Origin of the sequence: Oceanibacterium hippocampi, from assembly GCF_900172325.1 — a bacterium.
GTDB lineage: Bacteria > Pseudomonadota > Alphaproteobacteria > Sneathiellales > Sneathiellaceae > Oceanibacterium > Oceanibacterium hippocampi.
Genome location: NZ_FWFR01000003.1, coordinates 581,815 through 605,246 on the forward strand (window position 1 = coordinate 581,815; position 23,432 = coordinate 605,246).

At 65.6% G+C, this 23,432-nt stretch carries 33 protein-coding genes; 21 read left to right on the forward strand and 12 right to left on the reverse strand.

Annotated elements, in window-relative coordinates:
• The first annotated feature begins 34 nt into the window (after positions 1-34).
• Positions 35-1,840: a B12-binding domain-containing radical SAM protein gene (locus OCH7691_RS18050; protein WP_217808130.1), complete on the forward strand. Its 1,806-nt coding sequence runs from the start codon at positions 35-37 to the stop codon at positions 1,838-1,840.
• Between the two features lie 18 nt (positions 1,841-1,858).
• Here the strand turns inward: OCH7691_RS18050 and OCH7691_RS18055 are convergent, their stop codons facing one another.
• The gene (locus tag OCH7691_RS18055) at positions 1,859-2,515 is read right to left on the reverse strand and encodes a hypothetical protein (RefSeq protein WP_085884973.1); all 657 of its coding nucleotides are present in this window, start codon (positions 2,513-2,515) and stop codon (positions 1,859-1,861) included.
• Between the two features lie 375 nt (positions 2,516-2,890).
• Between OCH7691_RS18055 and OCH7691_RS18060 the strand changes: the two genes are divergently transcribed.
• Genes OCH7691_RS18060 through OCH7691_RS18075 form a run of 4 tightly spaced genes read left to right on the forward strand, consistent with a single transcriptional unit; the run spans position 2,891 to position 5,391 of the window.
• Positions 2,891-3,205: an ElaB/YgaM/YqjD family protein gene (locus OCH7691_RS18060; RefSeq protein ID WP_085884974.1), complete on the forward strand. Its 315-nt coding sequence runs from the start codon at positions 2,891-2,893 to the stop codon at positions 3,203-3,205.
• Positions 3,206-3,229: 24 nt separating this feature from the next.
• Positions 3,230-3,694: a hypothetical protein gene (locus tag OCH7691_RS18065; protein ID WP_139839775.1), complete on the forward strand. Its 465-nt coding sequence runs from the start codon at positions 3,230-3,232 to the stop codon at positions 3,692-3,694.
• Positions 3,695-3,718: 24 nt separating this feature from the next.
• Positions 3,719-4,897, forward strand: coding sequence for an AI-2E family transporter (locus OCH7691_RS18070; protein ID WP_085884976.1), 1,179 nt, complete (start codon positions 3,719-3,721; stop codon positions 4,895-4,897).
• Complete coding sequence (locus OCH7691_RS18075) at positions 4,897-5,391, forward strand: MgtC/SapB family protein (RefSeq protein WP_217808131.1); 495 nt, start codon at positions 4,897-4,899, stop codon at positions 5,389-5,391. The genes OCH7691_RS18070 and OCH7691_RS18075 overlap by 1 nt, the downstream gene beginning before the upstream one ends.
• A gap of 93 nt (positions 5,392-5,484) precedes the next feature.
• Here OCH7691_RS18075 and OCH7691_RS18080 read toward each other — a convergent pair whose 3' ends face one another.
• Entirely contained in the window at positions 5,485-5,661 is a 177-nt protein-coding gene (locus OCH7691_RS18080) for a PLDc N-terminal domain-containing protein (protein WP_085884978.1), read from the reverse strand.
• Between the two features lie 105 nt (positions 5,662-5,766).
• Positions 5,767-6,663 (reverse strand): anti-sigma factor family protein, encoded by an 897-nt coding sequence (locus tag OCH7691_RS18085; RefSeq protein WP_085884979.1) that lies wholly within the window; start codon positions 6,661-6,663, stop codon positions 5,767-5,769.
• A gap of 633 nt (positions 6,664-7,296) precedes the next feature.
• Here OCH7691_RS18085 and OCH7691_RS18090 point away from each other — a divergent pair.
• The 3 genes from OCH7691_RS18090 to OCH7691_RS18100 all read left to right on the forward strand — a co-directional run bounded on the left by OCH7691_RS18090 (position 7,297) and on the right by OCH7691_RS18100 (position 8,887).
• Entirely contained in the window at positions 7,297-7,845 is a 549-nt protein-coding gene (locus OCH7691_RS18090) for a sigma-70 family RNA polymerase sigma factor (protein ID WP_085884980.1), read from the forward strand.
• Between the two features lie 14 nt (positions 7,846-7,859).
• Entirely contained in the window at positions 7,860-8,054 is a 195-nt protein-coding gene (locus OCH7691_RS18095) for a hypothetical protein (RefSeq protein ID WP_085884981.1), read from the forward strand.
• A gap of 167 nt (positions 8,055-8,221) precedes the next feature.
• The gene (locus tag OCH7691_RS18100; protein WP_085884982.1) at positions 8,222-8,887 is read left to right on the forward strand and encodes a PRC-barrel domain-containing protein; all 666 of its coding nucleotides are present in this window, start codon (positions 8,222-8,224) and stop codon (positions 8,885-8,887) included.
• Between the two features lie 274 nt (positions 8,888-9,161).
• Here OCH7691_RS18100 and OCH7691_RS18105 read toward each other — a convergent pair whose 3' ends face one another.
• Positions 9,162-9,341, reverse strand: coding sequence for a DUF1328 domain-containing protein (locus OCH7691_RS18105; RefSeq protein WP_085884983.1), 180 nt, complete (start codon positions 9,339-9,341; stop codon positions 9,162-9,164).
• A 183-nt stretch (positions 9,342-9,524) separates the two neighbouring features.
• Here OCH7691_RS18105 and OCH7691_RS23020 point away from each other — a divergent pair, with 183 nt between their 5' ends.
• From OCH7691_RS23020 to OCH7691_RS18125, 4 genes are all read left to right on the forward strand, one after another.
• Complete coding sequence (locus OCH7691_RS23020; RefSeq protein WP_139839776.1) at positions 9,525-10,031, forward strand: hypothetical protein; 507 nt, start codon at positions 9,525-9,527, stop codon at positions 10,029-10,031.
• 107 nt (positions 10,032-10,138) lie between these two features.
• Complete coding sequence (locus tag OCH7691_RS18115) at positions 10,139-10,318, forward strand: hypothetical protein (protein ID WP_139839777.1); 180 nt, start codon at positions 10,139-10,141, stop codon at positions 10,316-10,318.
• Between the two features lie 14 nt (positions 10,319-10,332).
• A complete protein-coding gene (locus OCH7691_RS18120) occupies positions 10,333-11,097 on the forward strand; it encodes a M48 family metallopeptidase (protein WP_085884985.1) in 765 nt (254 codons plus the stop codon).
• A gap of 94 nt (positions 11,098-11,191) precedes the next feature.
• Positions 11,192-11,431 carry a hypothetical protein gene (locus OCH7691_RS18125; protein WP_085884986.1) on the forward strand — a complete coding sequence of 80 codons (240 nt, stop codon included), beginning with the start codon at positions 11,192-11,194 and terminating at the stop codon, positions 11,429-11,431.
• 53 nt (positions 11,432-11,484) lie between these two features.
• Here OCH7691_RS18125 and OCH7691_RS18130 read toward each other — a convergent pair whose 3' ends face one another.
• Positions 11,485-13,530 carry an AsmA family protein gene (locus OCH7691_RS18130; protein WP_085884987.1) on the reverse strand — a complete coding sequence of 682 codons (2,046 nt, stop codon included), beginning with the start codon at positions 13,528-13,530 and terminating at the stop codon, positions 11,485-11,487.
• Positions 13,531-13,776: 246 nt separating this feature from the next.
• On the opposite strand from OCH7691_RS18130, the gene OCH7691_RS18135 reads away from it, so the two are divergent.
• The 5 genes from OCH7691_RS18135 to OCH7691_RS18150 all read left to right on the forward strand — a co-directional run bounded on the left by OCH7691_RS18135 (position 13,777) and on the right by OCH7691_RS18150 (position 16,828).
• Positions 13,777-14,541: a superoxide dismutase gene (locus OCH7691_RS18135; RefSeq protein ID WP_085884988.1), complete on the forward strand. Its 765-nt coding sequence runs from the start codon at positions 13,777-13,779 to the stop codon at positions 14,539-14,541.
• Positions 14,542-14,770: 229 nt separating this feature from the next.
• On the forward strand, positions 14,771-14,917 hold the full coding sequence (locus tag OCH7691_RS23390; protein ID WP_176245149.1) for a hypothetical protein: 147 nt from the start codon (positions 14,771-14,773) through the stop codon (positions 14,915-14,917).
• 305 nt (positions 14,918-15,222) lie between these two features.
• The gene (locus OCH7691_RS18140) at positions 15,223-15,780 is read left to right on the forward strand and encodes a type 1 glutamine amidotransferase domain-containing protein (RefSeq protein WP_085884989.1); all 558 of its coding nucleotides are present in this window, start codon (positions 15,223-15,225) and stop codon (positions 15,778-15,780) included.
• Between the two features lie 78 nt (positions 15,781-15,858).
• Positions 15,859-16,056: a CsbD family protein gene (locus tag OCH7691_RS18145; RefSeq protein ID WP_085884990.1), complete on the forward strand. Its 198-nt coding sequence runs from the start codon at positions 15,859-15,861 to the stop codon at positions 16,054-16,056.
• A 49-nt stretch (positions 16,057-16,105) separates the two neighbouring features.
• Positions 16,106-16,828, forward strand: coding sequence for a PRC-barrel domain-containing protein (locus tag OCH7691_RS18150; protein WP_176245150.1), 723 nt, complete (start codon positions 16,106-16,108; stop codon positions 16,826-16,828).
• 252 nt (positions 16,829-17,080) lie between these two features.
• Here OCH7691_RS18150 and OCH7691_RS18155 read toward each other — a convergent pair whose 3' ends face one another.
• The 5 genes from OCH7691_RS18155 to OCH7691_RS23025 all read right to left on the reverse strand — a co-directional run bounded on the left by OCH7691_RS18155 (position 17,081) and on the right by OCH7691_RS23025 (position 18,812).
• Positions 17,081-17,281, reverse strand: a complete 201-nt coding sequence (locus tag OCH7691_RS18155) for a PLD nuclease N-terminal domain-containing protein (RefSeq protein WP_085884992.1) — start codon at positions 17,279-17,281, stop codon at positions 17,081-17,083.
• A complete protein-coding gene (locus OCH7691_RS18160) occupies positions 17,274-17,564 on the reverse strand; it encodes a hypothetical protein (RefSeq protein WP_085884993.1) in 291 nt (96 codons plus the stop codon). The genes OCH7691_RS18155 and OCH7691_RS18160 overlap by 8 nt, the downstream gene beginning before the upstream one ends.
• A 37-nt stretch (positions 17,565-17,601) precedes the next feature.
• On the reverse strand, positions 17,602-17,850 hold the full coding sequence (locus tag OCH7691_RS18165; RefSeq protein ID WP_085884994.1) for a hypothetical protein: 249 nt from the start codon (positions 17,848-17,850) through the stop codon (positions 17,602-17,604).
• Between the two features lie 90 nt (positions 17,851-17,940).
• Positions 17,941-18,501, reverse strand: coding sequence for an exopolysaccharide biosynthesis protein (locus OCH7691_RS18170; protein ID WP_176245151.1), 561 nt, complete (start codon positions 18,499-18,501; stop codon positions 17,941-17,943).
• Between the two features lie 32 nt (positions 18,502-18,533).
• Positions 18,534-18,812, reverse strand: a complete 279-nt coding sequence (locus OCH7691_RS23025) for a DUF1488 family protein (RefSeq protein ID WP_139839779.1) — start codon at positions 18,810-18,812, stop codon at positions 18,534-18,536.
• Positions 18,813-18,967: 155 nt separating this feature from the next.
• Between OCH7691_RS23025 and OCH7691_RS18175 the strand changes: the two genes are divergently transcribed.
• Complete coding sequence (locus tag OCH7691_RS18175) at positions 18,968-19,147, forward strand: entericidin A/B family lipoprotein (RefSeq protein WP_085884996.1); 180 nt, start codon at positions 18,968-18,970, stop codon at positions 19,145-19,147.
• A 161-nt stretch (positions 19,148-19,308) separates the two neighbouring features.
• Complete coding sequence (locus OCH7691_RS18180) at positions 19,309-20,628, forward strand: DUF2254 domain-containing protein (RefSeq protein WP_085884997.1); 1,320 nt, start codon at positions 19,309-19,311, stop codon at positions 20,626-20,628.
• Between the two features lie 21 nt (positions 20,629-20,649).
• Here OCH7691_RS18180 and OCH7691_RS18185 read toward each other — a convergent pair whose 3' ends face one another.
• Positions 20,650-21,159: a phosphate-starvation-inducible protein PsiE gene (locus OCH7691_RS18185; protein ID WP_085884998.1), complete on the reverse strand. Its 510-nt coding sequence runs from the start codon at positions 21,157-21,159 to the stop codon at positions 20,650-20,652.
• 128 nt (positions 21,160-21,287) lie between these two features.
• On the opposite strand from OCH7691_RS18185, the gene OCH7691_RS18190 reads away from it, so the two are divergent.
• Positions 21,288-21,665 carry a SpoIIAA family protein gene (locus OCH7691_RS18190; RefSeq protein ID WP_176245152.1) on the forward strand — a complete coding sequence of 126 codons (378 nt, stop codon included), beginning with the start codon at positions 21,288-21,290 and terminating at the stop codon, positions 21,663-21,665.
• Positions 21,666-21,731: 66 nt separating this feature from the next.
• Complete coding sequence (locus tag OCH7691_RS18195; protein WP_139839780.1) at positions 21,732-22,067, forward strand: hypothetical protein; 336 nt, start codon at positions 21,732-21,734, stop codon at positions 22,065-22,067.
• A 75-nt stretch (positions 22,068-22,142) separates the two neighbouring features.
• Here the strand turns inward: OCH7691_RS18195 and OCH7691_RS18200 are convergent, their stop codons facing one another.
• Positions 22,143-23,357, reverse strand: a complete 1,215-nt coding sequence (locus OCH7691_RS18200) for a YeeE/YedE family protein (protein ID WP_085885001.1) — start codon at positions 23,355-23,357, stop codon at positions 22,143-22,145.
• Positions 23,358-23,432 lie beyond the last annotated feature (75 nt).

Here is a 23,432-nt window from a genome sequence, read left to right on the forward strand (position 1 = left end):
TTGTAGTCTTTCCTAATCTATGGAGGGGACTGCCATGGCGGGAGTGGGGGCGGCTGGCGCGACCGGCGGCGGGATCTTCCATTTCGTGATGATCAAGCCGACGCATTACCATTCCGACGGTTATCCCATCATGTGGTACCGCTCGGCGATCCCGTCCAACACGCTGGCGGTGATCAACGCGCTGGCGCTCGAGGCCCGGGACCAGAAGATCCTCGGCCCGGATGTCGATATCCGGCTCCATACCTTCGACGAGACCAACCAGCGGATCCCGGTCAGGAAACTCGTCCGGATGATCGAACGCGACGGCGGCAAGGGCCTGATCGCGCTTCTCGGCGTGCAGTCGAACCAGTTCCCGCGCAGCATGGATCTCGCCCGCCGCTTCCGCGCCGCCGCCATCGACGTGGCGATCGGCGGCTTCCATGTCTCCGGCTGTCTCGCCATGCTGAAAGACATCCCGCCCGACATCCAGGAAGCGATCGACCTGGGCTGCAGCCTGTTTGCCGGCGAGGCCGAGGACGGCCGTCTCGGCCGCGTCATCCGCGATGCCTGGGATGGCCGGCTGGAGTCCGTCTACAACTACATGAACGACCTGCCGGGCCTTGACGGTGCACCGGTGCCCTATCTGCCGGCCGAGCACCTGAAACGAACGGCCGGCACCCATTCGTCGTTCGATTGCGGGCGCGGCTGCCCCTATCAATGCTCGTTCTGCACGATCATCAACGTGCAGGGGCGAAAATCCCGTTCGCGCACACCGGAGGATATCGAACGCCTGATCCGCGAGAATTACGCCCAGGGCGTCGACCGCTTCATCCTGACCGACGACAATTTCGCCCGCAACAAGGACTGGGAACCGATCCTCGACCGGATCATCCATCTGCGCGAGGTCGAGAAATACGACCTGAAATTCTTCATCCAGGTCGACACACTCTGCCACCGCATCCCGGGCTTCATCGAGAAATGCGGCCGCGCTGGCATCCGCCGCGTCTATATCGGTCTGGAAAACATCAATCCCGACAATCTCGCGGTAGTGAAGAAGCGCCAGAACCGGATCGTCGAATACCGGACGATGCTGCAGGAATGGAAGAAGATCGGGGCGCTGATCTATGTCGGCTACATCATCGGCTTCCCGAACGACACGCCGGAACGGATCCTGCACGACATCGAGATCGTGAAGCGCGAGCTGCCGGTCGATCTCATGGAGATCATGATGCTGACGCCCCTGCCCGGCTCGGAGGACCACAAGGTCCTGCACGAGAAGGGCGTCTGGATGCATCCCGACATGAATCGCTACGACCTCTATCACTGGACGGTCGAACATCCGCTGATGTCGCGCGCCGACTACGAGGCGGTCTACTGGGAGGCCTGGAAGGCGTTCCACACCCAGGAGCAGATGGAGACGATCATGCGGCGGAACGCCGCCTACGGGATCAGTCTCGGCAAGACGCTGCTGCTGCTGATGTGGTTCTACACCTCGGCCCTGATCGAGGACGTCCACCCGGTGGAAAGCGGCTATCTCCGCCTCAAGTACCGGACCGAACGGCGCCCGGACATGCCGCGCGAGAGCATGCTCGCCTTCTACCCGAAGTACGCCTGGGAAACCCTCTCGAAACATGTCCGGCTGGTCGCCATGATTGCCCGCATGGGGCTGATCTACCGGCGGCTGAAGCGCGACCCGAACCGCAGGGCTTACAGCGACATGGCGATCACGCCTGCAACCGACGCCGAACTGGACGAATTGGGGCTGTTCCACGAGACCCGTGGCGGCGAGGCGGCGGTGGCGAAGAAGCGCAAGGCGGACAAGGCCCGCGATGCGACGCATCCGGCGGTCGCCGCGGAGTAGCCTGGCGCGAAAGGCCGCTCAGACCCGTCCGGGATCCGGCCGGCGTTGCCGCAGGGCGAGCACGAGAATGAGTGCGGCGAAGCCGAACAGCCCGCCGAGGGCCGGTTCCGGAACCGCCGCATTCATCTGGTAACTGATCGCCGCGATGGCAAAGCTGTCCTTCTTGGTACTCCCGGTCCCGTCGGAGAAGGTGAACACCGATCCGGTGCCGAGCGCCGACAGGTCGACCTCGCATTCCTTCTTGCCGCAATCGCCGATCGACCGGAAACGATCCGAACCGAACAGCGCGAACAGGTCCTTCTCGACCCCGTCAACGAAGACAGAAAAGGACTCTTCGTCCTTCTTGATATCGCTGAAGACCCAGGAACCGAGCGTCACCGGTACCGAAAATGAAAAGAGCAGGAACTCCGACCGCTCGCTGCCGTTCTTGCCGGTCTTGTCGTCAAGCACGTTGTCCTTGACGCCCAGGCCATATGACTTCGACTGGTTGACTTCCTCGGCCGAGCCGAACCGTGTCGCGGTGATCGTCAGATCCGCCAGCGACAACGACTGGACCTTCTGGTTCCGGTCGTTCCGGAAATCGGTCATCACCGTCGCCTCGGCGGGCGGCGCGGCGACCAGCAGGCCGGCGGCGAATCCGGCCAGGATGGCAATCAGGACGACGGATCGGGACATCACAACCACTGCTTCCATTTGCTCCGGAAGCTGATGTCACGCCCCGACGCGGGGCATGCCTCCCGGATCATCGGCCGATCCTGCGCGCGCAATGATGAAGATTGCCTGAGCAAGCGTGGTTAACGCGCGCTCCGCCCGGCGCCCGAACAGGCGTTAGCAACACCCCGGGTGGAACCATTCGCCGCTGGACTGCGTTTTCTCTCAAACCGGCGCGCGAAACCGTTCCCGAAAAGAATTCCCGCCGCGCCGACGTTCGGCCGCTGGTAGTAGCCGCTGCCCGGCCCATTTCACTGATCACTTCACCCGCCGGGAACACGGCCCCCAGGCCTGACGGCATATCCGCCGACACCCGGCGCCGCACAAGGAGAGACCGACATGGCCGACGCAGCCGCGCGCAAGGATACCGAGGAACTGAGGGAGCAGATGGAAGCGCTTCGCGCCGATGTCAGCGCGCTGACCGAGAGCCTCGTGCGGGTCACCGGCAACCGCGCCCATGACGGCGCCGAGGCGGTCAGGAACGCCGCGCATGAAGGCGCCGACGCGGTCAGGAACGCCGCCCGGGCCGGCCAGGCGCGCGCCGAGGATGCCGCCGCCACCGCGCAGGATTATGTCCGCGAGCGGCCGCTGGCCAGCGTGCTCGTGGCGCTCGCCGTCGGTTTCACCATCGGCAAGCTGCTGGAGCGGCGCTAGGGCCGGCCGAGGGGGCGCAGCGCGATGGACAGGATCTTTCGCCTGCTCGCCATGCGCGCCTCGCTGGCGCTCGGCACGGTCATCGTTGCCGCGGTCACGGCGGTTGTCGGCGTCTGTTTTCTGCTCGCCGCCGGCTACATGTTCCTCTGCACGTTGATGGAACCGGCCCTTGCTGCCCTGTCGATCGGCATCGCGACGTTGGTCATTTCCTTCGTGACCGCGACGATCGGCTGGCGCCTCGCGGCCGGCCCGGACCCGGCGCTTGCCCCGTCGGAAAGCGGGGGTACCGCCCCGCCGCCGGGAGCACGCCCCACGCCCGACCCGATGCAACTGGCCGACGCGGCGAGCCGCTTCACCCGGGAGAATCCGGGTATGGCGACCTTCGGCGCCCTGGCTGTCGGGGTCATGCTCGGCATCAGCCGGACGTCGCGCCGGGCAGCGAGCGACCTGCTGCACGAGGTGAGCACGACCAGGCAGCCGCCGCGCTGATTCCCTGAACCACGAGGAAGGCGAATGGCCGACCCGGAACGCCCATCGGCAGCCGCCGCCCGACCGCCGGTGCGGGCCGGCCTGTTGCGGAACGACAGTCGAGCGATCGCCCTGTCGCTCCTCGTGCTGGCGACGCTGGCCTGCTTCGCCGCGCTCTATTTCGCCGCCGACCTGTTCCGCCCGCTGGCGATGGCGTTGATGCTGAACGTGCTGTTGTCGCCGCTGGTCCGTGGCCTTGGGCGATGGCGCGTGCCAAGTGGCGTCTCGGCCGCGCTGATCGTCTTCATGCTGCTCGGCGGCGCAGCGGGAACGATCGCCTTGCTGTCGGAACCGGCGGCCCAGTGGATCGACGAGGCGCCGTCGATCAGTCGCGAGATCAAGCAGAAGGCCGGCGCCCTGCTGCGCCCGGTCCGGAACGTGAAGGAAGCGTCGGAGGAGGTCGAGAAGCTCGCCGACACGACCCCCGGCAAGAGCCCCGAGAAGGTCGTCGTCAAGTCGGCCGGCCCGCTGGAGCGGCTGATCGCGTCGCTACAGGATATCGGCGTCGAACTCGCGATCGCCCTCGTGCTGCTCTTCTTCCTGCTCTCCTCGGGCGACGCGATGGCGGAGCGCGTCGTCGCGATGACATCGGATAACGAGCGACGGGCCCGGTATCTCAACGCGTTGCGGACAATCCAGCGCGATGCCTCCACCTATTTCCTGACCATCTCGGCGATCAATCTCGGCCTCGGCGTGGCGGTCGGCGCCGCGCTCTATCTCGTCGGCCTGCCGAACGCGATCCTCTGGGGCGCGCTCGCGACGGTGCTGAACTACATGCCCTATCTCGGCGCGGCGATCGGAATCGGGCTGGTCGCCATCGTTGCCCTGATCACCCAGGAGACGATCGGCGCAGCAATGCTGGCGCCGGCTGTCTACGCGGCGCTGACCATTCTGGAGGGCCAGTTCATCACGCCGTCGATCCTCGGCCGGCGGCTGACGATGAGCCCGATCAATGTCTTCCTCGCCGTGGTTTTCTGGGGCTGGCTGTGGGGCATTCCCGGCGCGCTGATGGCGGTGCCGATCCTGGTGATCGTCCGGGCGCTCGCCGACAATGTGGCGCCCCTGCACCCGCTGTCAGAGCTGCTCAGGCCGCTAGGCGACCGGGGCGGGCCTGGCCGAGGTCCGGTCGAAGACAATCCGCGGAACAAGCAAAGGAGCGCATGATGGATTTTTCCCTCTCTGAAATGCTGAACCTGCGCGAGATGGTCATTCCGCTGCATGAGGTCGCGTTCAGACTCACCCTTGCCCTTCTTTTCGGCATGATCATCGGCCTCGATCGCGAATTCCGGAAGCGGCCAGCCGGGCTCCGGACGCACATGCTGGTCGCCCTCGCCGCCTCGGTCTTCACCGTCATCACCTTCGAGCTGTTCCACGAGGTCAGCGAGATGACCGGGTCGGTCAATGCCGACCCGATCCGCGTCATCGAGGCGGTCACCGCGGGTGTCGCCTTTCTCGCCGCCGGAACGATCGTCCAGTCGCGCGGCAACGTGCGCGGCCTGACGACCGGGGCCAGCATGTGGCTGGCCGGCGCCACCGGCATGGCCTGCGGCGGCGGCTATTACGCGATCGCTGTGCTGATTGTCGCCCTCACCCTGCCGACGCTGCTTCTGCTCGGCATCGCCGAGCACCGTCTCGGGAAGTCGAAATCCGACGACTGACCGGCGGATGATGGCGGACAGCAGAACGGGCGCTGCATCGCAGCGCCCGTTCTCCCGAAGGCAGTCGCATCAATCAGATCGAGGCGACCGGTATCACTTCGGACCGGCGACCAGCCAAGCGATCAGACCGATCACCGGCAGGAGCAGGATGACGAGGATCCAGATGACTTTCGCACCGGTCGAGGCGGAACTTCCAAGGACCTTGACGATCGCCCAGATGTCCGCGATCAGGATTATGAGGCCAAAAATGCCCCCCACTTCGACGCCCATTGTTCTCTCCCTCTCTTGCGACGCCAAGGGCGCCCGATGCGAGGTAAACGGAGTGGTACGCCTTTTGGTTCCCCTTCGCCGGCAGAGCCTGCGAGCCGGCAGTCGTCAGCCGCCCGCCTGCTCGGCGATCAGCCTGGCGATGCGCGACGCCTCGTTCTCGGGCAGCGTCGAGACGAGCACGAAGAAATGCGTCCCCGTCTGCCACAGGACGGCCCTGGTGTTGCCACGCACGATCGAATAGCCGTCGAAATCCTCGGCCCTGGCCATCGGAAAACCCGGAACATCCGGCGGTTGCGCAGGCCTGTCCGCGCGGCGGGCGAAAAGCATCAGCCGCCGCCCGGCCGTATCGGCGTAATCCGCCTCGAAAGCGTCGCCGGCGATACCGCTCATGCGGCGCCCGCCCCTGAAGGCGAAGCCCGCCGAGTCGAGCCGGGGCGGCACGATCGCGATCGAGCCGTCCCTGCCGCCGAGACCCCGGATCGAACCCGGCAGGCGGGCGGTAACGCCGTCCGAAAAGGACGCGATCGCCTGCCCCACGAACTGACGCTGGGCCAACCGTTCCCAGTTCGCCGCCTCGATCTCACCGCGCACCAGCCAGGCAGCGAGCGCGCTCACCGCGGCAATGGCGAATGCCGCCGCGAGGAGCGCAATGGAATGCAGCGTCGAATACGGCCAGTAGCGGGAAATCGGCAGAAGCCCGGAGCGCCGGGACGCGGCCGGATCGTCTTCGCTCGCCCCGTCGCCATTGTTCCCGGCTGACTTCGCCTCGCCGGCGCGCCTGAGCGCCTCCAAGAAACGCTCGGGAACGGCCTCGTTCAGTACATCGTCGTCCAGTTCCGACAGGGCCGCGTTCTGCCGCCGATAGGACGCCACGATCGCGGCGTCATTGGCGTCGGTCAGCAAGTGACGCTCGACCTCCAGACGCGCTCGCGTATCAAGCCTGCCATCGACATAATCCTGCAGGGTCTTCAGATCGTAGTTCGAACGCCAGTTGAACTTCATAACAACCACTCACGGTACGGCTTCGGTTCAGGCTTCTTTCCTGTCTGATCGCGGATCCCGGAGATCGGGCTGTGACAGAAACGAGGCAGACCCGCCATCGGGATGTCGCTCCCTTGGCCAGTTCCCCGCGTATCGGCTGCCGCCCGGCCAGCCGGATGACAACGCCTTTTCATCGATCATCCCCGGCGGCCCCCGGCCGCAATCCGGACAAAACATCCATCGCGGACGCAACCCGTGCCCATCCGTGGACGTTGTCTCGATGGATCTCGCGTCTGCTCACCATTCTCCCGGGTCCTGCACTGGAACGCCTGAACAGAAGGTAAGTTCCCATCCGGTAACGCTTATTCGGCCAGTCGAGTGGCCAAGCCCGAGCCACCGGACAAGCCCTATGAGTAAGTTACTAAGTTTGCGCACCAGTCTCAACAAACGTCAAATGAACAACAAACAGAATAGACGTTTCATGTACACATTGACCTATTTGACGCAGTTCGGCAATAGCCACCCAATCATCAACACCCACATTATCTGTGTCCTTTGTATGACACGTAAGCCATTCATGAAATTTCGTTTGAAATCGTCGTAATCAATTCTCATTCTCTTGTCATCGTAACCGACAACCTTTGGGGGGTTACCGTGACAATTAATACCGATGAGCTCATTCAGTACATCCCGCACCTCCGGCGCTTCGCTCGCGCGCTGACGCGCAGCGCAACGGAAGCCGACGACCTCGTGCAGGATTGCCTGGAACGGGCCGTTGCGCGGATCGAGCAATTTCAGGACGGCACCAATCTCCGGGCATGGCTGTTCAAGATCATGCACAGCATCCACATCAACGGCTGCCGTCGCCGCGCCCGGCGCGGCACCGAGGTCGAGCTGGAGGAATGGCGGGACGGCGACCAGTGCGCCCCCGTGCAGGAACTTCGCCTCGAGATCCGCGACTTCCAGCGCGCACTGAAGCAATTGCCGCGTGACAGCCAGGTCATCCTCATCCTGGTCGGCGCCCAGGGCGCGACTTACGAGGAGGCATCGGAAATCCTCGACCTGCCGATCGGGACCGTCCGTTCGCGACTGTCCCGGGCTCGCGAGAGCCTGCGCAAGTTGCAGGAGCAGACTTCCGCCGCCCCCTCCGCCAGGAAAGAGAAGCGGCGGCGGGCCCCTGCCACCGCGACCAGTTTCGCCTGAACGGGAGGTGCATCATGCGCATCGTTGCCAGGCTCATGTCCCGCGACATTCTCCGCGCCTATGACGCCGGGGAACTCACGGAGGCTGAATGCGAGGGGGTCGAGGCCTATCTTCTCGACCATCCGGAAACACGGGCGCAAATCGCCGATGATCGGCGACACGCGCCGGCGAATTCGAACCAGCGGCGGGACAACGTCAATAACCGCTGACCCTGATCGGATTCCGTCTTTCACTATTCACGACAGAACCGCGAACAGGTTTTCCTCGTAACACGACAGTTCTTTCCATTTCTCTTTCATGGCGCGGGTCATTTCGCGGAACTGTTCAGTGACGACAGCGTTTCCTGTTCGCACTTCAACGAAAGTAAGGAAAAGCCATGCTGAAGCACATTCTGATGACCACCGCCCTGACCGCTGCGATCGCCACGCCGGCGTTCGCCGATTCGGCAACCCCGACGACGAAAGCCAACGATGACAGCGCCGTCGTTGGCGCGGTCACGATCGACTATGTCCTGAGCGCGGACCGGATCATCGGAGAGGATGTCCGCAATGCCCAGGGCGAGACGCTCGGTTCCGTCGAGGACCTGATCGTCACCCGCGACGACCGCGTCGCCATGGCGATCCTGTCTGTCGGCGGCTTCCTCGGCATCGGCGACAAGCTGGTCGCGGTACGCTACGACGAACTGCGCCCGACCAAGGACGGCTTCATCATGTATGACGTCTCCAAGGACCAGCTCGAGAAGGCCGCCAGCTTCAGCTACGAGGAAGACGCGACTGCTGCCCGCGATCGTTATCTCCGTTCCGTCGACCGGCAGATGGACGAGTGGAACGAACGGGTGGACCGTTATTACGATCAGGCCAAGGACAGCGCCAAGGACACCACGGCCGAGGCGAAGGGCGACCTGAAGGAGACCTGGATCGCCACCAAGCAGAAGTTCGCGGAGATGAAGAACGCGACCGGCGAGGCCTGGGACGATGCCCGAGCCTCCTTCGAGGAGGCGATGGAGGATCTGAAGCGGTCCTGGGACAACGCGAGGTCCTGACCGGCGGTCGCGGGACCACACAGCGGTCGCCGCAAGAAAACATGACGAAGAGAGCGGGCAGCAATGCCCGCTCTTTTTTGTGCACGAACGTCAGGGGAGAAATGTCGCGAACTGCATATTGTGATCGCCGCAAATAAATTTCTCAGGGAATCGGATCACAACTTACTGGCGATACCGAGAGCCGAAACGATGACGGCGCCGACCGTGGTGGATCCATTCCCCCCCGACGCTCGACGCCGTCTCGGTATGCAGCGATCAGGATGCGCGACCGCTGTCAGGCAGCCGGCGGACGGCGCCCCCGCACCACGTGCATGATCAAGGACACCACCAACAGAACGAGAAACACGAAGAACAGGATCTTCGCGATTTCGGCCGTCGCCGCAGCCACGCCGCCAAACCCGAGGACGCCGGCGACGATCGCGACGACAAAAAACACCAATGCCCAGTAAAGCATGTGAAATCTCCTTTCTGTCCATAGACCCGCCGGGACTCACTCCGCGACCTCCGGGCCGACAGGCGCCTGCGTGCCGCGACTCCGGTAGCGGGCGCCCTCGCTGCTCGTAAACGCCGCGATTGAACAAGGGTTCCGAGCGCGCCCGCCGCCACCGCCCCTGACGGCAGGGCCCCCTCTCCCTACATGCAATTTCTGTGGCGCAGGCTTGGATTACCTGTAAATTATTCTTACTTCGGTACTCTCGGGAGCGTGTCTCCCCCAGCAGTGAAGAAGATATTCATGAAGCGGACCGACCGTATACAGTTGATGCTCAACGCCGAAGAGCTTGACGCGTTGGACGAATGGCGGTTCGAAATGAGGATGCCGAGCCGGGCCGCCGCGATGCGGGCCCTGATGCGCCTCGGCCTCAAGCTGGACCTCGAGCGCGAGGACCTGAACATGGATCCGCGGACGGTTTCGTCGAGCCGGATCGGCGTCGTTGACGATGTCTCGGGCCAGTCCTCGTTCGCCGACGGGATCAATGCCCTGCCGCTGGATGCGAAAACCGCGGCATTGGCCAAGGAACTGGCAGAACTTCGAGGATCGAAACCGACCGATGCCGTGCATGAGGCCTGTGCAATGGCCCTCGAAGCCTGGCGGGAAAAGCCCGCCGCGCGACAGGGGCGTCTCAGGGTCGTCGACGACAACTGAGCAGCCTCTGCGGCTTCCATCACGTCTGAACTGCCGACCGTCGCGGAACCAACGGTGACGAACCGGCGTTGGTGATCGTATTCGACATCAATGTCAGGAGAGAAACCATGTCCCGCCAGCCGCGCAAGTCGCCCATCAAGATCGCCACCATCGCCGCCCTTGCCGGGCTTTCGGTCCTTTCCTTCTCGCTCGCCGCCTGCGACGACGGGCCGGCCGAGGAGATCGGCGAGAATATCGACGACGCTGTCGAGGACGGCGCCGATGCGGTCAAGGACGCGACCAACTGAGTCGGACTGTCCCCATGAAACGCCTCGCAAGCAGCGGCGCGGTGGCCCTGGCGCTCGCCGGCATGGTCACCGCCTGCGAAACCACGCCGGTCACCGACCGGTCCCAGCTCGTGCTCATTTCCGAGGATCAGGCGACGGCGCTCGGCGCCGATGCCTATCGTCAGATCCTGGCCGAGAAGCAGATCTCCGACGATCCCGGGAAGAACGAGATGGTCAACCGTATCGGTCGCAGGATCGCGGCCGTCTCGGATGATCCCGGTTATGACTGGGAATTCAACGTGCTGGTCGACCCGACCGCCAACGCCTTCGCATTGCCGGGCGGCAAGGTCGCGGTCAACACCGGCCTGTTCGACGTAGCCCGGACCGAGGGGCAACTCGCCGCCGTGATGGCCCATGAAGTGGGGCATGCGGTGGCCCGCCATTCGGCCGAGCGACTTTCCCGGCAAATGGTCATCGAGACAGGGCTCGGCGCTGCCGGGATGACCTCGCAGACTGCGGCGCAGTTCAGCGGCCTGCTGGCTCAGGCCGCGACCCTCGGCCTTGTCCTTCCGTTTAGCCGCAAGCAGGAGGCGGAAGCCGACGAGATCGGCCTCATCTACATGGCCCGGGCCGGCTACGACCCGCGGGAGGCGGTCGAGCTGTGGCGGAATATTGACGCACAGGCCGGCCAGCGGGCCCCGGAATTCCTCTCGACCCATCCGGCGCCGGGCAACCGGATCGAGCATCTGCAATCGATCATGCCGAAGGCGCTCGCGATTTATCGCCAGCAGAACGGCTAGAGCAGCAACCGGCCGCGCCAGGCGGCTCGCGTTGAAGCCTCTCCGGCTGCCTGCCAGAAGGCTGCCGGACCCGCCTCCGTGAAAGAACGCCCCCATGGATTACGAGATCGCCCGCTGGATCGCCTCGATCAGCGCCGTCGTCGCGGCGAGCGTGGTAGCCGCCCGCCTGGCCCCGCGAATCACCGGATGGGGGTTCGTGATCTTCACCGTATCGTCGCTGCTCTGGGTGACGATCGGGGCGCTCGAGGGCGAACACGCGCTCGCCTTCCAGAACGTCGTGCTTACCGCGATCAATCTGTACGGGGTCTGGCGCTGGCTACTGCGCGACGCCTGAACGCCGCGCCCCTGTTGCGCCCTCCCGATCCTTCAAAACCGGTCGCAGCTTCGCTAGTCGGCCGAATCCTGCGACCGGACGGTCGGCTTCGGTGCAATCACCTTCGACGGCGCCGGATCGGCCGAGGATCCTTCGGCAGCGCCGCCGGCCCCCTTTCCTTCCGCTTCCTTGGTAAGCTTCCGGCAGTCGGCGTTCTCCGAATCGCTGCCGGCCTCGATGAACGGCAAGAGCGCCGCCAGGGGCGTCAGCAAGGCGCCGAGCGCCACCGCCGCGGCGCCCTGTGCCGCCGCTTGCGCCGTGAGAACCGAGACCGTCGGCCGGGCCAGATAACCGCGAACCCGGACGGGAGCGTGCAGCACGCCGATGCTCAGATCCTTCGGTTTGCCCCGGAACTCCAGGTCGAGCTTCTCGCTTCCGAGGTTGATGGTGCCCTCGCCCCGGATCGTCGAATCACGGGTCTCCAGAAGGATCAGGCGGGCGGTCAGGATCCCGTCCGCCGCCTCGAAGCCGGCAACGCCGCAGGAAACCGGCAGCCGCTCGTCGCCCTCAACCACGAGCGCCAGGCTTTCCATCAGATCGAGGCCGACCAGTTCGACGGCGAGAGCGCTGATCTCGCCGGACTGCAGGATCAGCGCGACATCACCGTTCGCCGTGCCGAGCGCCTTGCGGATGCTGTTTCCGCTCATCGAGAGTTTCACGCGCCCCCGGATATTGCCCCGGGCCGCTTCGGGCTGACCGTAGTCGGCGACGATCCGGGCCAGATCGACGGCCTCCAGTCGCGCGTCGACGCTGGTCTGGACCGGCTCCACCGCCCCGTTGACCTCGACATCGGCGTCCAGGTCGCCGTTCCCGACGCCAAAGCGTATCGGCTTCAGGGAAAGACGCTGACCCTTGATCGTGACCCGGGCCTTCATGTCGTCCAGCGGCAGGTTCGGCGCGATGACTTTCTTGCCCGTCACCTCGATTTCCGCATCGAGGCGCTTGAGCGCCGCGACATTCAGGGTCGCGTCGGGAAAGACACGCACAGGCGCGTCGTCTGAATCGGTCGCGCCTTCGGCCGGTCGGGCGGCTCCGCTCCGGTCGCCGATGGTGCGTGGCAGGCCGATCAGGGGGCCGAGATCGGCGATGTCCAGCCGTTCGGAATCGAGCTTTCCCTCGACGAAAACCGGATCCCTGTTGCCGTCGATGCGAAGCGTTCCGCCCATATCGCTGTCGCCGATCCGGCCGGTGATACCCTCGAACGACCAGACCCCGCGATCCTCGGCGAAATCTGCCGCCAGTTCGTAGTCGCGGGTCGCGAGGGCATCGATCCCGAAGAGCTGGAGGACCAGCGCGACATTCGGACCCGAGATATTGAACCTGCCGCGAACCCCGTCGATCGTGCGGGGATCGGTGATCGCGCCATCGAAGGCGGCGCGGGTCTCGCCGAAAGCCAGTTTCAGCCGCAGGGGCCACGGATCGCCGTCGCGCAACGCCTCGAACGAACCGCCGTCACCTTCGACGGTGAAATCCTCGCCGCGGAGCGTGCCGCCGCCCCTCACCGCAACACCTTCCGCTCCGCCCTCCACCTCGCGCGCGGTCATGTCGAAGTTGGCGTCGATTGCCAGGTCCTGGGCCGGGTCGCGGTACGACACCCTCCCGTCGCGGATCGTCAGCCGCTCGACACGCGGAATGTCGGCGCGCTCCTCTGAAGAGGCGACATCCGGCTCTGCAATGTGCCAGTTGCCCTGGCCGTCTTCGGAAACGGCGAGCGCCAGACGGGGGCGCTCGAGCCGGACTTCCGGGAACACGAGGTCGAAGGTCAGGAGGTCCTTGAGGACGATAACAAGCTCCAGGCGATCGATTTTCAGCATCGCCTTCTCGCCCCCCCAATCGGCATCGGCGACGGCGATGTCGTCGATGCGAATGCGGGGCTGGAGAGACAGATCGACCGAGATCGCGCCCGCGATTCGGGCCTCCCGCCCCAGCCGTTCGCTCGCCATCGTTTCCAGCGGCCCGCGAAACCAGTTCCAGTCCCACACGAGGACGAGCGCCCCGAGCGTGGCGACAAGGGCGAGAAGGACGCCGGTGCTCCAGGCGGCAAATCGCTTATGGGTCATCCAATCCTCCGGTCCGCCCCCCGCACCGGCTGCCGGGGAAGCCGTCGGGCCGCCTCGGCCCGCGATCCAGGTCTTCCTGCCAACGATCTGGGACGGAAATCCGTTCCCGACAGGGGCTCTGGTGCCGATGCTCCGGTCCCGTGCGACGGAACTCGATGTGCGGCGCCGCGTTTATCGGGCAATGGCTTCACCATCGACACGAGCCGCGCCGCATGGCGCGGCGTCAAACCGGATACAGAGGGCATTATGACATTCGAACTTCCCGATCTCCCCTATTCGAAGGACGCGCTGGCACCGCACATGTCGGCCGAGACACTGTCCTTCCATCACGACAAGCATCAGAAGAGTTACGTCGAGAAACTCAACAGCGCGGTGAACGGCACCGAATTCGCCGGCAAGTCGCTGGAAGAGATCATTCGCGCGACCGCGGGAAAGTCCGGGGAAAGCGGTATCTTCAACAACGCCGCGCAGACCTGGAACCACACCTTCTTCTGGCATTCGATGAGCCCGAAAGGAGGCGGCGCGCCCGATGGCGCCCTGGCCCGGCAGATCGACCGGGACTTCGGCGGCTTCGACAAGTTCCGGAGCGAGTTCCTGGAGAAGGGCAAGGGTCAGTTCGGCAGCGGCTGGGTCTGGCTGGTGCTGGCGAACGGCAAGCTGGAGGTCGTGTCCACCGGCAACGCCGACACGCCGATCGCCCATGACAGCCAGCCTTTGCTGACCTGCGACGTCTGGGAGCATGCCTACTATCTCGACTACCAGAACCGTCGGCCGGACTATCTGGAGAGTTTCCTCGACAATCTCGCCAACTGGGCCTTCGCGGCCGAGGAGTTCGCCAACCAGGGCGAGGGCAGCCGGACCGCCGCGCGCCGCTACCAGGATGCGCAGGCCGACTATGCCCGGAGCGGCAAGGCTGACGACGCCGGCCGGGCGGCGCAGCAGGCGCTCGACGGCAGCGAAGGCAAGAGCCTCGAGGAAGCGCGTCGGAAGACCGCCGGCAGCTCGGGCTGAGCCTCCCCTCGAAAGGCACGAGCCGCCAACTTGGGCGGGATGCCAGGCATCCCGCCATTTCTTTGCCTGCCCGCGTTCGCGTCCACAAGTCGTCAGGAGATTTCTGTTCCTGCCGCATGCGCATACGCGGAACTCATCGAAGAACTCGACGTTGATCTTCGTAAGGCGCGGCGACGCGCCAGAGAGTTCACCGGCGCCAAGGCGCTACAGACATGAAGGGATCAACGAAATGCTCAGGAACAAGAAGACCCGACTTGCCGCAACCATGATCTTTCTCTTCGTCGGCGCCAACATGGCGTCGGGTTGCGCCGCCCTTGTCGGCGCGGCCGCCGGTGGCGCCGCCGCCTACGTGGTGACGCAGGAAAACAACGACTAACAACTCCGAACCCCATATCGCGCCGGTCGCGCGTCGACCCCCCCGAACCCTCAAGTCGCACGCGCAGCCCCTCCCCCTCAACCGGCGCGGTTGTGGCGCCCCGCTCCCCCCCGGGCGGGGCGCTTTCTTTTCCGCCCGTCGCGCCAACCGATGCACGGGAACCCTGGCCCGCGAGCCGCGTTCTACCGGCAAGGGCCGTCAGCGGCCGCCATTGCCTGCCCGACTGAACCGCAAGCAGACCGCGGCGCCGGGCACGCATGAATCTCGACCCATCCCGTCAATTTCCGACTCAAAGGAGCCCTTCGATGGCCAATATCAGCGAAGCACGCGTTCTGATCGTCTCCGCCAACGGCTTCGAGCAATCCGAGCTCGAAATCCCCCGCGACAAGCTGCGTGGCGCCGGCGCCACGGTGCAAGTGGCGAGCCCCGGAGGATCCACGATCACCGGCTGGGACAAGGACGACTGGGGCAGGCCGGCGACCGTCGACCTGTCGATCGCCGACGCCAAGGTCGACGACTACGAAGCGCTCGTCCTGCCCGGCGGCCAGATCAATCCCGACCTTTTGCGGATCGACAACCGGGCCATGAGCCTGATCCGGGCCTTTCTCGACAGCGGCAAGCCGGTCGCGGCCGTTTGCCATGCGCCCTGGCTGCTGATCGAGGCCGGCGCCGTGAAGGGCCGGGAGGCGACCTCCTATCCCTCGATCCGGACCGACATGGAGAATGCCGGGGCAATCTGGAAGGACGAGGAAGTCGTCGTTTCGGACGGCATCATCACCTCGCGCAATCCCGGCGACCTCGATGCCTTCGTCGACAAGATCATCGAGGAGATCGAGGAAGGTCGCCATCGTCGCGCCGCCTGATTGTTTGGAACCGTCCCCGCAGCGCGTCGTTAACCCTTTCGATGAATACGCCACACATTCCCCTCACAGGAGACAGACATGAACTGGGACCAGATCGAAGGCAAATGGAAGCAGCTCACCGGCGACGTCCAGGCGCGCTGGGGCAAGCTTACCAATGACGACATCGATGTCGTCGAGGGCAACCGCGAGAAACTCGTCGGCAAGATCCAGGAACGCTACGGCGTCGCGAAAAGCGAGGCTGAAAAAGAGGTCGACGAGTGGTCGGCCCGTCACTAGGGCCGCACGTTCCCGAAACCCCTCTTCATTTCATCACCAGGAGAACGACATGAAACATCTCTTCGCTTCAGTCGCCGTTGTCGCAATCGTCGCCGGCACGTCGTCAGTCGCCCTTGCCGACTGCGAGATCGTCGATGCGGACTTCGAGAAGACCCTGATGGAGCAACCCGAGAAGCGCGCCGGCTACGCCGGCACGACAGTCCGGGACCTGCGCGCCCTCCGCGACGCCGCCATGACGCTTGCGGCCTATGGCAAGGAAGATGCCTGCGAGGAAGTCGCGACGGCCATCCGCGAGATCTCGGAGGATCCCGACAAGGCCTACGAGGACAGGCGTGCGAGCAACGGGGGCGGTGACAAGATGGCCCCGTTGGCCGAGCGGGAGAAGGCTGACTACAAGAACGCGGTCCCGGTCGCGCAGATGAGTGGCCAGCTCCGCGCTGACAAGTTGCTTGGCGCGGATGTGCGGGGCGTCAACAACGAGACGATCGGCGAGGTCACCGATATCATCCTCGATCCGACGGGGAAGCCCGGCTACGCGGTCATCTCCTACGGCGGCTTCCTTGGCCTTGGCGAAGAAGTTTCCGCAGTGCCCTTCGACCGCATGAAGGTCTCGAAGCAGGGCAGCGTGTTCTACCTTGCCATGACGGAGGAACAGCTTGAACAGGCACCGCGTTTCGAGCGCGGCAAGTTCGACTGGATCCAGGATGAGAACTGGCGGAAGAAGAACGATAGTTACTACGGATCGATGAAGTCCGGCGCCAACGCTGACTGATCAGCGGTTGGTGTTCCCCCGGCGCCCCACGGCGCCGGGGGGCTCGCTTGACAATCCTGCGCGAAATAATCGAGCCGCTGGCGGTCCCGTCAGCGGCCATTTTTCTGGGCGACCGCGGAGGCCGACCCGCGGGTACGGGGAACGTACGTAGGACAGTTGACCGCACACAGCAAAGGGGCCCGCCGGTCTCCCGGCAGGCCCCACGCCTGTTGCCGATGACGGGCCGAAGCCCGTCCGGAACTTCCCGGCTCCCTAGGCCCGGGAGTGGGCGAGATCACGGCCGGAGGGACCGAAGATCAGCCACAGGATGAAACCGAGCACCGGCAGGAACAGGATCACCAGGGTCCAGATGACCTTGCCCAGGACGGACGCACCGGAGCCCAGAATCTTGACGATCGCGTAGATGTCGAGCGCCAGAATGATCAGTCCGAATATGCCTCCAAATTCAACCATCGCTCTTTCCTTTCCTGGTTTCGGTGAATGCTGGATCGGTCGTCTCGTGCGGCCGGCCGCTCCCGTCGGGAACGGCGCCCGCGCCGCCCGGCCGGCGCGCGACATCGTTGCGTCGAATGCGTTCGGCCCGGCGTTTCGCACGAACCTTCTCATCCTCGTCGCGGCCGGCGGCGGCGACCAGCGCCGCCCGTTTCGCGGCGGCTCGGCTGCGCCCCGGCGTGCCTGCCGCGCCGGACGCGGGCGCCGTCGCGTTGTGACGGGTACGATCGTCGTCGTCCTTCATCTCGGTTCCTTTGCGCTTGGGGATCGGTCGGTTGGCGTCAGTCAGCTAGGCCGGACTGGCCCGCCTCGCCCGGTTCGGGCGGCAGGATCGGCGTCGTGACGCCGGATTGCTGGGCAGTGCCGGTGCCCTCGCCCGCGGTACCGGGTTCGTCGGTCGTCGTGACCGCGACCATGTAGACGGCGAGGAACACCACGACGAGCACCAGCCCGCCGACGAGTACGTAAAGGATCGGGCGATCCAGGTTGCCCTGGCGGGCATTGACCGGATCGAATTTCTTGCGTGGCATGCGTCCTCCGTTTCCGGGGCAGTTGTCATGACCTCCTGCCGCAACCAACACCCTCCGCCGCCGTGAAGTTCCGCCTGGTGCGGGGCCGGACTAGAGAAGGAAGTAGCCGGCGAGGGCGAACGAGGCCCCGGATATGGCAAGGCCGACCGCAAGCAGCAGGCCGTCGAAGGCCGAGATGCCGAGGCTGAGAATGGCAATCGCGAGCGCCGGCACGGCCGCACCGCCGGGCACTAACGCCAGCGGATACATCAGCATCGCCAGCACCACGCATATCAGCGCCACGACCCGGCGCGACGGGCCTTCCAGCAAAGCCGGCCAGCGCGGCCGGATGATCCGGTCGACCCGCGCGAGCCAGGGCTTGATCCGCCCGATCGCCCGCCGCGCCCGTTCGCTGGCGACCTCGATCCTGAGAAGCCGCCCGGGTATCCAGGGCGTCTGCCGGCCAAGCAGAACCTGCCCGGCCACGAGGATGATCAGCGCGCCGAGCAGTATCGTGGCGCCGGGAATGGCGCCGACCGGCGACAGCGCGATCAGCGAGAAGACCAGCAGAAGCGGGCCGAACGCGCGCTTGCCGACCGCCCCGATCATCGCGTCAACCGAGACATGCTCGCCCTCGGACGCCTCGGAAACCCGGTCGGCGACGTCGATCAACCCGACCGGTCGGGTCTCGTCAGTCTCGCCGCCTATGACGCGTGATCCAGGTCGGCGGGGGTCAGCACGATCGTTTCCTCGCCCGTGCTCTCCCCGGCTTCCAGCTTTCCGGCCGCGGCGGCTTCGAGCGCAGCCCGATGCTGCAGCAGCGCCGACCAGTATTCGTGGAAGTCGCCGCTGGCGGTGGTGCCGAAGCTCTCCTCGAAGACCTCGCGCTCGATCACGACGACATAATCGTCCTGATCATGCTTGGCCCGGACCTGAAGCTGGCCCTCGGTGAAGTCGTAGCGGCCTTCGATATCGAATTGCATGGCTGGCTCCTTGGCTGTGTCTTCCGTCAACGCCGCGCGGCGGGGCCGGTTCCCGGCCGGGCGAGACGGGGCCGCGGTTGGAACCAATGGACCCGGCGGGCGTTTGTCCTGTCACACGCACCGTGACGGTGCCCGTTCAACGAGGGAGAACCACCATGACGTCCCTGCTCAGCCGCGATACCGCCAAGCTCTGCCTTGCCTTCCTGCTGCTCGGCATGACCAGCGTCGCGCTGCCCGCCTGCAACACGGTCGAGGGCGCGGGACAGGACATCGAGGCCGCCGGCGACTCGATCAGCGACACCGCCCGCGATGCCGAGGCCGAGCTGTCAGACTAGGGCGGCGCCACGGCGCCCCCTCTCCACCCTTGAGCCGCCAGCGGTTTCACTTACTGTGATATCGTGGCCGGCGGGCGACCGCCGGCCGGGCGGACAGGGCTGCCGCACGATGCGAAACGGTCCCATGCGCCGGGCCTCGCGTCCCAGCCTGCGGAAGGGACATGTCGAACGCATCGCGCAAGACCAGTTTCCGGACGACGCTGACGCGCAGCCACCTGCTGGTGCTTCTGCAGCAGATCACGCGCGGCTTCTTCTTCATTCCGACCCTGCTCGCGGTTCTCGGCGTCATCCTCGCCATCGTTGCCGTGTGGATCGACCGGAATGCCACCGTCGAATCGCTGATTCCCTTTCTCAGCATCCAGGTAAGCGGCGCCCGCTCGGTGCTGTCGACCATCGCCGGCGCGATGATCACGGTGATCAGCCTTGTCTATTCGCTGACACTGGTGGTCTTCACGCTCGCGGCCAGCAATATCGGCCCCCGCATTCTCGAGACCTTCACCAGCAACCGGGTCAACCAGACGACCATCGGCCTGCTCGGCGCCACCTTCCTCTATGCGCTGATCGTGCTCTATCTCGTCGGCGACGACGAGGTACCGAACATCTCCGTCGTGCTTGCAATATTCCTTTCGGCGACGAGTTTCTTCTGGCTGATCTATTTCGTTCACGATGTCGCCCGCCGGATCATGGTCGACAACGAGATCGGCCGCACGCAGCGCGCCCTGCGAAGAGCAGTCGACCGCCTGCTCGCGGATGACCCGCCGGAACGGCTGGATCGCGCGGAGGTCCTGCCCGACAGCGAGTGGCGACCCGTCCGGGCGCCCCGCGCCGGATACGTGACCTCGGTCGATGCCGACGGTCTTGTCGCTCTTGCCCGCGCCAACAACGGGTTCATCGAGATGATCGCCGTGCCGGGAAGCTTCGTCGTCGAAGGGGCGCTCGTCGCCAGGCTCTACGGCGATGCCCGGAACTGCGAAGACGCCGATGTCACCGCCGGGGTGTTGATCGCCGACGCGCGCGCCCCGGAAGGGGATATCCAGTTCAACGTGCATCTGAACGTCGAGATCGCGCTTCGCGCCCTGTCACCGGGCGTCAACGATTCCTATACCGCGATCAGCGCCATAGACCATCTTTCCGGCTCGTTCGCCAGGATCCTGCAGCGGGGAGCGCCCTCGCCGCTTCGTGTCGATACGGACGAGACGCCCCGCCTCTGGCTGCAGCTGATCGGCGTCAGCGATATCGTCGGCACCGCGCTCCATCCGCTCCGTCAGGCCGCCCGGGAGAACGTCTTCGTTACCCTGCACCTGATCCGGGCACTTGGCCGGATCTGGGAAGTCGTGCCGGACGAACACTCCAGCCTGATCCGGAAGCATCTCCGGCTGATCGCAACCGACACGGAACGGACGAACGGCAGTCGCGACGACAGACGCGAGATCGCCATGGCGATCCGCGCCGCGCGGCGCTTCCGGCAGAACCGTTCGTGACGGCGCGCGAGGATGCCAGGATCAGGCCATATCCTCTGTACCGCGCCCAACCACGCCACCGCGCACAACCGGCCGTGCGGAGGGATACTTGAACGAGGCGTAGCGCAGGACGAGCACCGAGATCGCCAGCATCATGATGCCGCCGGTCACCACGAGGAGCCCGAGATGGGGGTGCTGAATCGCTTCCATCAGGTCGACATGCTCAAGGTTGACCATGCCGATCAGCAGCCGGGTCATCGCCGTCAGTGCCACGTATATCAGGAAGCGGACCGGCATGTGGTTGGTCGAGAAGTAGATCCCGACCATGGCGCCGAGTTCGAGAAAGATGAACAGCAGCAGGATGTCCTCGACCGTCGCATGACCCTTGCCAAACATCTTCAGGAACTCGAACCCGGCGGCCCAGACGATGGTCGCGCCGATCGCGAAGAGCGCCAGCACGTGGAACCCGTTCACCAGCACCGTCCCGACCTTGTCGGCCAGGCTATGTGCCCGACCCAGCCGTTCCTCGATGCCGTTCAGCTTCTCCGCCATCCCCCATCCCCCTCTGATGCCGTCCTTCCCGAGACGTCATGATGGGCGCGCCTCGGGACACGTCAAGCGCGCAGAACGATGAACTCCGGCACGCGCAAACCGGACCAACCAGCGGAAGGAGACGACCGATGTTTGAAATCCTGGCGGAATCGACGCCGGACATTCTCGCGATCCGCATCAGCGGCAAGCTCGACAAGTCGGACTACGACCGCCTGCATCCCTGGCTGGACCAGCGCCTGCATGAACAGCCGCGTCCGGCCATGCTCATCGTCATGGAGGATTTCAGAGGCTGGGACAGCCTCGGCGCCGTCGTCGAGGACATCAAGCTGGACATGGCGCATCACGACGACCTGCGACGAATTGCCATGGTCGGGGACCAGGCCTGGCAGAAATGGATGGCCATGATCGCCGTTCCGTTCGTCAGTGCCGAGATTCGCTATTTCGACGCGAACGAGATCGATCTCGCGCGGATCTGGCTGCGCGGCAGCGGGAACGGAAACGGCTGATGCGATACCCGATCGACCGTAGACGGCTCTAGCGCGCCGCCGCCGCACAGGGCGAGGCGGCCGCGCATGGGGCCGCGGCAGCGCAGGGCGACACGGCGGCGCAGGGTGATGCTGCCGCACAAGGTGACGCAGCCGCACAAGGAGATGCTGCCGCGCATGGCGACGCAGCCGCACAAGGCGAGGCGGCCGCGCATGGCGACGCAGCCGCGCAGGGTGATGCCGCAGCACAGGGCGATGCGGCGGCGCAGGGTGATGCCGCAGCACAGGGCGATGCGGCGGCGCAGGGTGATGCCGCAGCACAGGGCGATGCGGCGGCGCAGGGTGACGCAGCGCCACAGGGGGAGCCCGCCGCACAAGGCGCAGCCGACGAAAAGACCGCCGGCACCGGCTTCGGCCGGGTGAAGCTGTAATGATCCACCGCGACCGCCGCGCCCACCAGGGCCAGGGCTGTCCCGAACAGGAACGTGTTGCGCTCGCTCATTTCTTCCTGAACCCGTCGAGGCCGAACAGGGGGCGTATCGCCACGCCGCCGATGCTGCCGGCGAAGGCCGCCGCGAACCAGAGCCAGCCATGCAGGCTGCCCGAGGCGATGCCGCTGAACAGCGCGCCGATATTGCAGCCGAAGGCGAGCCTGGCGCCATAGCCCATCAGGACGCCGCCGAGGGCGGCCGCGAGGAACGAGGCGAACGGCACCTTCACCTTCGGCGCGAACTTGCCGGCGAGCGCCGCCGCGAGGGCCGCGCCGAGGATGATGCCGAAGTTCATCACCGAGGTGACGTCGGCGAGCACGCTCGATCCGAGTGCCCTGGCCGGGCCCGGCCAGGTCCAGAATGCCCAGGTCTCGACCGGCACGCCCATGGCCTGGATCGCCTTGGCGCCCCAAAGGCCGAAGCCGAAGGTCACAGACCAGGGATGGCCGGCAATGAGCAGGGTCGCGACGTTGAGGGCGGCGAGCGCCAGCCCCGCGCCGACCAGCGGCCATGGACCGTGCAGCATCCGGGCAAGACCGCGACGCGGCGCCGGCTTGAGCGTCTCGAGCCCGCCATGGGCGCGACGCTCGATCAGGATGGTCACGACGCTTACCGCTGCCAGGCCGGCAAGCGTGACGATGACGCCGAAGGTCGCGCCGAACGTCCGGCCAAGACTGATTTCCGGCAACGAGGGCTGAGTGAGCCACCAGGGAAGATGCGCCGAGCCCAGCACCGCGCCGGCGATGAAGAAGATCAGCGTGACCAGCATGCGGGCGCTGCCGCCGCCGACGGTGAACAGGGTGCCCGAGCCGCAACCGCCGCCGAGCTGCATGCCGATCCCGAACATCGCGGCCCCGACCAGCACCGAGACGCCAACCGGCGCCAGCGCGCCGGCCAGCGGCTGGCCGTTGACGCTGCCCAGCGCGAGCAGCGGGATGAAGGCGACGGTCGCGGCCGCGATCATCAGCATCTGGGCGCGGATCGCGCGGCCCCGCCGCTCGACGACGAAGCGCCGCCAGCCGCCGGTGAAGCCGAACGAGCCGTGGTAGAGCGCCAGTCCCAGCAGGCTGCCGATGAGGAACAGCCCGGCCTGGCGGGCGTCGATCGCCTCGCCGATCGCGAGCGCCCCGAGGAGAAGAGTCAGACCGGCGACAATGACCGGGGCCTTGTCGGGATAGACAGGGGCAACCGGGGTTGCCGCGGTGGCGTTGCTCAAGGTCATTTCATCATGGTCGCAGAAACGGGGCCGCAGGCGGCCGGGTCAGTTCGAGGGAGGATGCCCGACACCCGGCCGGGC

What these genes read in the sequence shown, in the direction of transcription:
- OCH7691_RS18050 (WP_217808130.1), top strand. Translation starts at nt 35, where the DNA reads ATGGCGGGAGTGGGGGCGGCTGGCGCGACCGGCGGCGGGATCTTCCAT.
- OCH7691_RS18055 (WP_085884973.1), bottom strand. Translation starts at nt 2,515, where the DNA reads ATGTCCCGATCCGTCGTCCTGATTGCCATCCTGGCCGGATTCGCCGCC.
- OCH7691_RS18060 (WP_085884974.1), top strand. Translation starts at nt 2,891, where the DNA reads ATGGCCGACGCAGCCGCGCGCAAGGATACCGAGGAACTGAGGGAGCAG.
- OCH7691_RS18065 (WP_139839775.1), top strand. Translation starts at nt 3,230, where the DNA reads ATGGACAGGATCTTTCGCCTGCTCGCCATGCGCGCCTCGCTGGCGCTC.
- OCH7691_RS18070 (WP_085884976.1), top strand. Translation starts at nt 3,719, where the DNA reads ATGGCCGACCCGGAACGCCCATCGGCAGCCGCCGCCCGACCGCCGGTG.
- OCH7691_RS18075 (WP_217808131.1), top strand. Translation starts at nt 4,897, where the DNA reads ATGGATTTTTCCCTCTCTGAAATGCTGAACCTGCGCGAGATGGTCATT.
- OCH7691_RS18080 (WP_085884978.1), bottom strand. Translation starts at nt 5,661, where the DNA reads ATGGGCGTCGAAGTGGGGGGCATTTTTGGCCTCATAATCCTGATCGCG.
- OCH7691_RS18085 (WP_085884979.1), bottom strand. Translation starts at nt 6,663, where the DNA reads ATGAAGTTCAACTGGCGTTCGAACTACGATCTGAAGACCCTGCAGGAT.
- OCH7691_RS18095 (WP_085884981.1), top strand. Translation starts at nt 7,860, where the DNA reads ATGCGCATCGTTGCCAGGCTCATGTCCCGCGACATTCTCCGCGCCTAT.
- OCH7691_RS18100 (WP_085884982.1), top strand. Translation starts at nt 8,222, where the DNA reads ATGCTGAAGCACATTCTGATGACCACCGCCCTGACCGCTGCGATCGCC.
- OCH7691_RS18105 (WP_085884983.1), bottom strand. Translation starts at nt 9,341, where the DNA reads ATGCTTTACTGGGCATTGGTGTTTTTTGTCGTCGCGATCGTCGCCGGC.
- OCH7691_RS23020 (WP_139839776.1), top strand. Translation starts at nt 9,525, where the DNA reads ATGCAATTTCTGTGGCGCAGGCTTGGATTACCTGTAAATTATTCTTAC.
- OCH7691_RS18115 (WP_139839777.1), top strand. Translation starts at nt 10,139, where the DNA reads ATGTCCCGCCAGCCGCGCAAGTCGCCCATCAAGATCGCCACCATCGCC.
- OCH7691_RS18120 (WP_085884985.1), top strand. Translation starts at nt 10,333, where the DNA reads ATGAAACGCCTCGCAAGCAGCGGCGCGGTGGCCCTGGCGCTCGCCGGC.
- OCH7691_RS18125 (WP_085884986.1), top strand. Translation starts at nt 11,192, where the DNA reads ATGGATTACGAGATCGCCCGCTGGATCGCCTCGATCAGCGCCGTCGTC.
- OCH7691_RS18130 (WP_085884987.1), bottom strand. Translation starts at nt 13,530, where the DNA reads ATGACCCATAAGCGATTTGCCGCCTGGAGCACCGGCGTCCTTCTCGCC.
- OCH7691_RS18135 (WP_085884988.1), top strand. Translation starts at nt 13,777, where the DNA reads ATGACATTCGAACTTCCCGATCTCCCCTATTCGAAGGACGCGCTGGCA.
- OCH7691_RS23390 (WP_176245149.1), top strand. Translation starts at nt 14,771, where the DNA reads ATGCTCAGGAACAAGAAGACCCGACTTGCCGCAACCATGATCTTTCTC.
- OCH7691_RS18140 (WP_085884989.1), top strand. Translation starts at nt 15,223, where the DNA reads ATGGCCAATATCAGCGAAGCACGCGTTCTGATCGTCTCCGCCAACGGC.
- OCH7691_RS18145 (WP_085884990.1), top strand. Translation starts at nt 15,859, where the DNA reads ATGAACTGGGACCAGATCGAAGGCAAATGGAAGCAGCTCACCGGCGAC.
- OCH7691_RS18150 (WP_176245150.1), top strand. Translation starts at nt 16,106, where the DNA reads ATGAAACATCTCTTCGCTTCAGTCGCCGTTGTCGCAATCGTCGCCGGC.
- OCH7691_RS18155 (WP_085884992.1), bottom strand. Translation starts at nt 17,281, where the DNA reads ATGGTTGAATTTGGAGGCATATTCGGACTGATCATTCTGGCGCTCGAC.
- OCH7691_RS18160 (WP_085884993.1), bottom strand. Translation starts at nt 17,564, where the DNA reads ATGAAGGACGACGACGATCGTACCCGTCACAACGCGACGGCGCCCGCG.
- OCH7691_RS18165 (WP_085884994.1), bottom strand. Translation starts at nt 17,850, where the DNA reads ATGCCACGCAAGAAATTCGATCCGGTCAATGCCCGCCAGGGCAACCTG.
- OCH7691_RS23025 (WP_139839779.1), bottom strand. Translation starts at nt 18,812, where the DNA reads ATGCAATTCGATATCGAAGGCCGCTACGACTTCACCGAGGGCCAGCTT.
- OCH7691_RS18175 (WP_085884996.1), top strand. Translation starts at nt 18,968, where the DNA reads ATGACGTCCCTGCTCAGCCGCGATACCGCCAAGCTCTGCCTTGCCTTC.
- OCH7691_RS18180 (WP_085884997.1), top strand. Translation starts at nt 19,309, where the DNA reads ATGTCGAACGCATCGCGCAAGACCAGTTTCCGGACGACGCTGACGCGC.
- OCH7691_RS18185 (WP_085884998.1), bottom strand. Translation starts at nt 21,159, where the DNA reads ATGGCGGAGAAGCTGAACGGCATCGAGGAACGGCTGGGTCGGGCACAT.
- OCH7691_RS18190 (WP_176245152.1), top strand. Translation starts at nt 21,288, where the DNA reads ATGTTTGAAATCCTGGCGGAATCGACGCCGGACATTCTCGCGATCCGC.
- OCH7691_RS18195 (WP_139839780.1), top strand. Translation starts at nt 21,732, where the DNA reads ATGGGGCCGCGGCAGCGCAGGGCGACACGGCGGCGCAGGGTGATGCTG.
- OCH7691_RS18200 (WP_085885001.1), bottom strand. Translation starts at nt 23,357, where the DNA reads ATGACCTTGAGCAACGCCACCGCGGCAACCCCGGTTGCCCCTGTCTAT.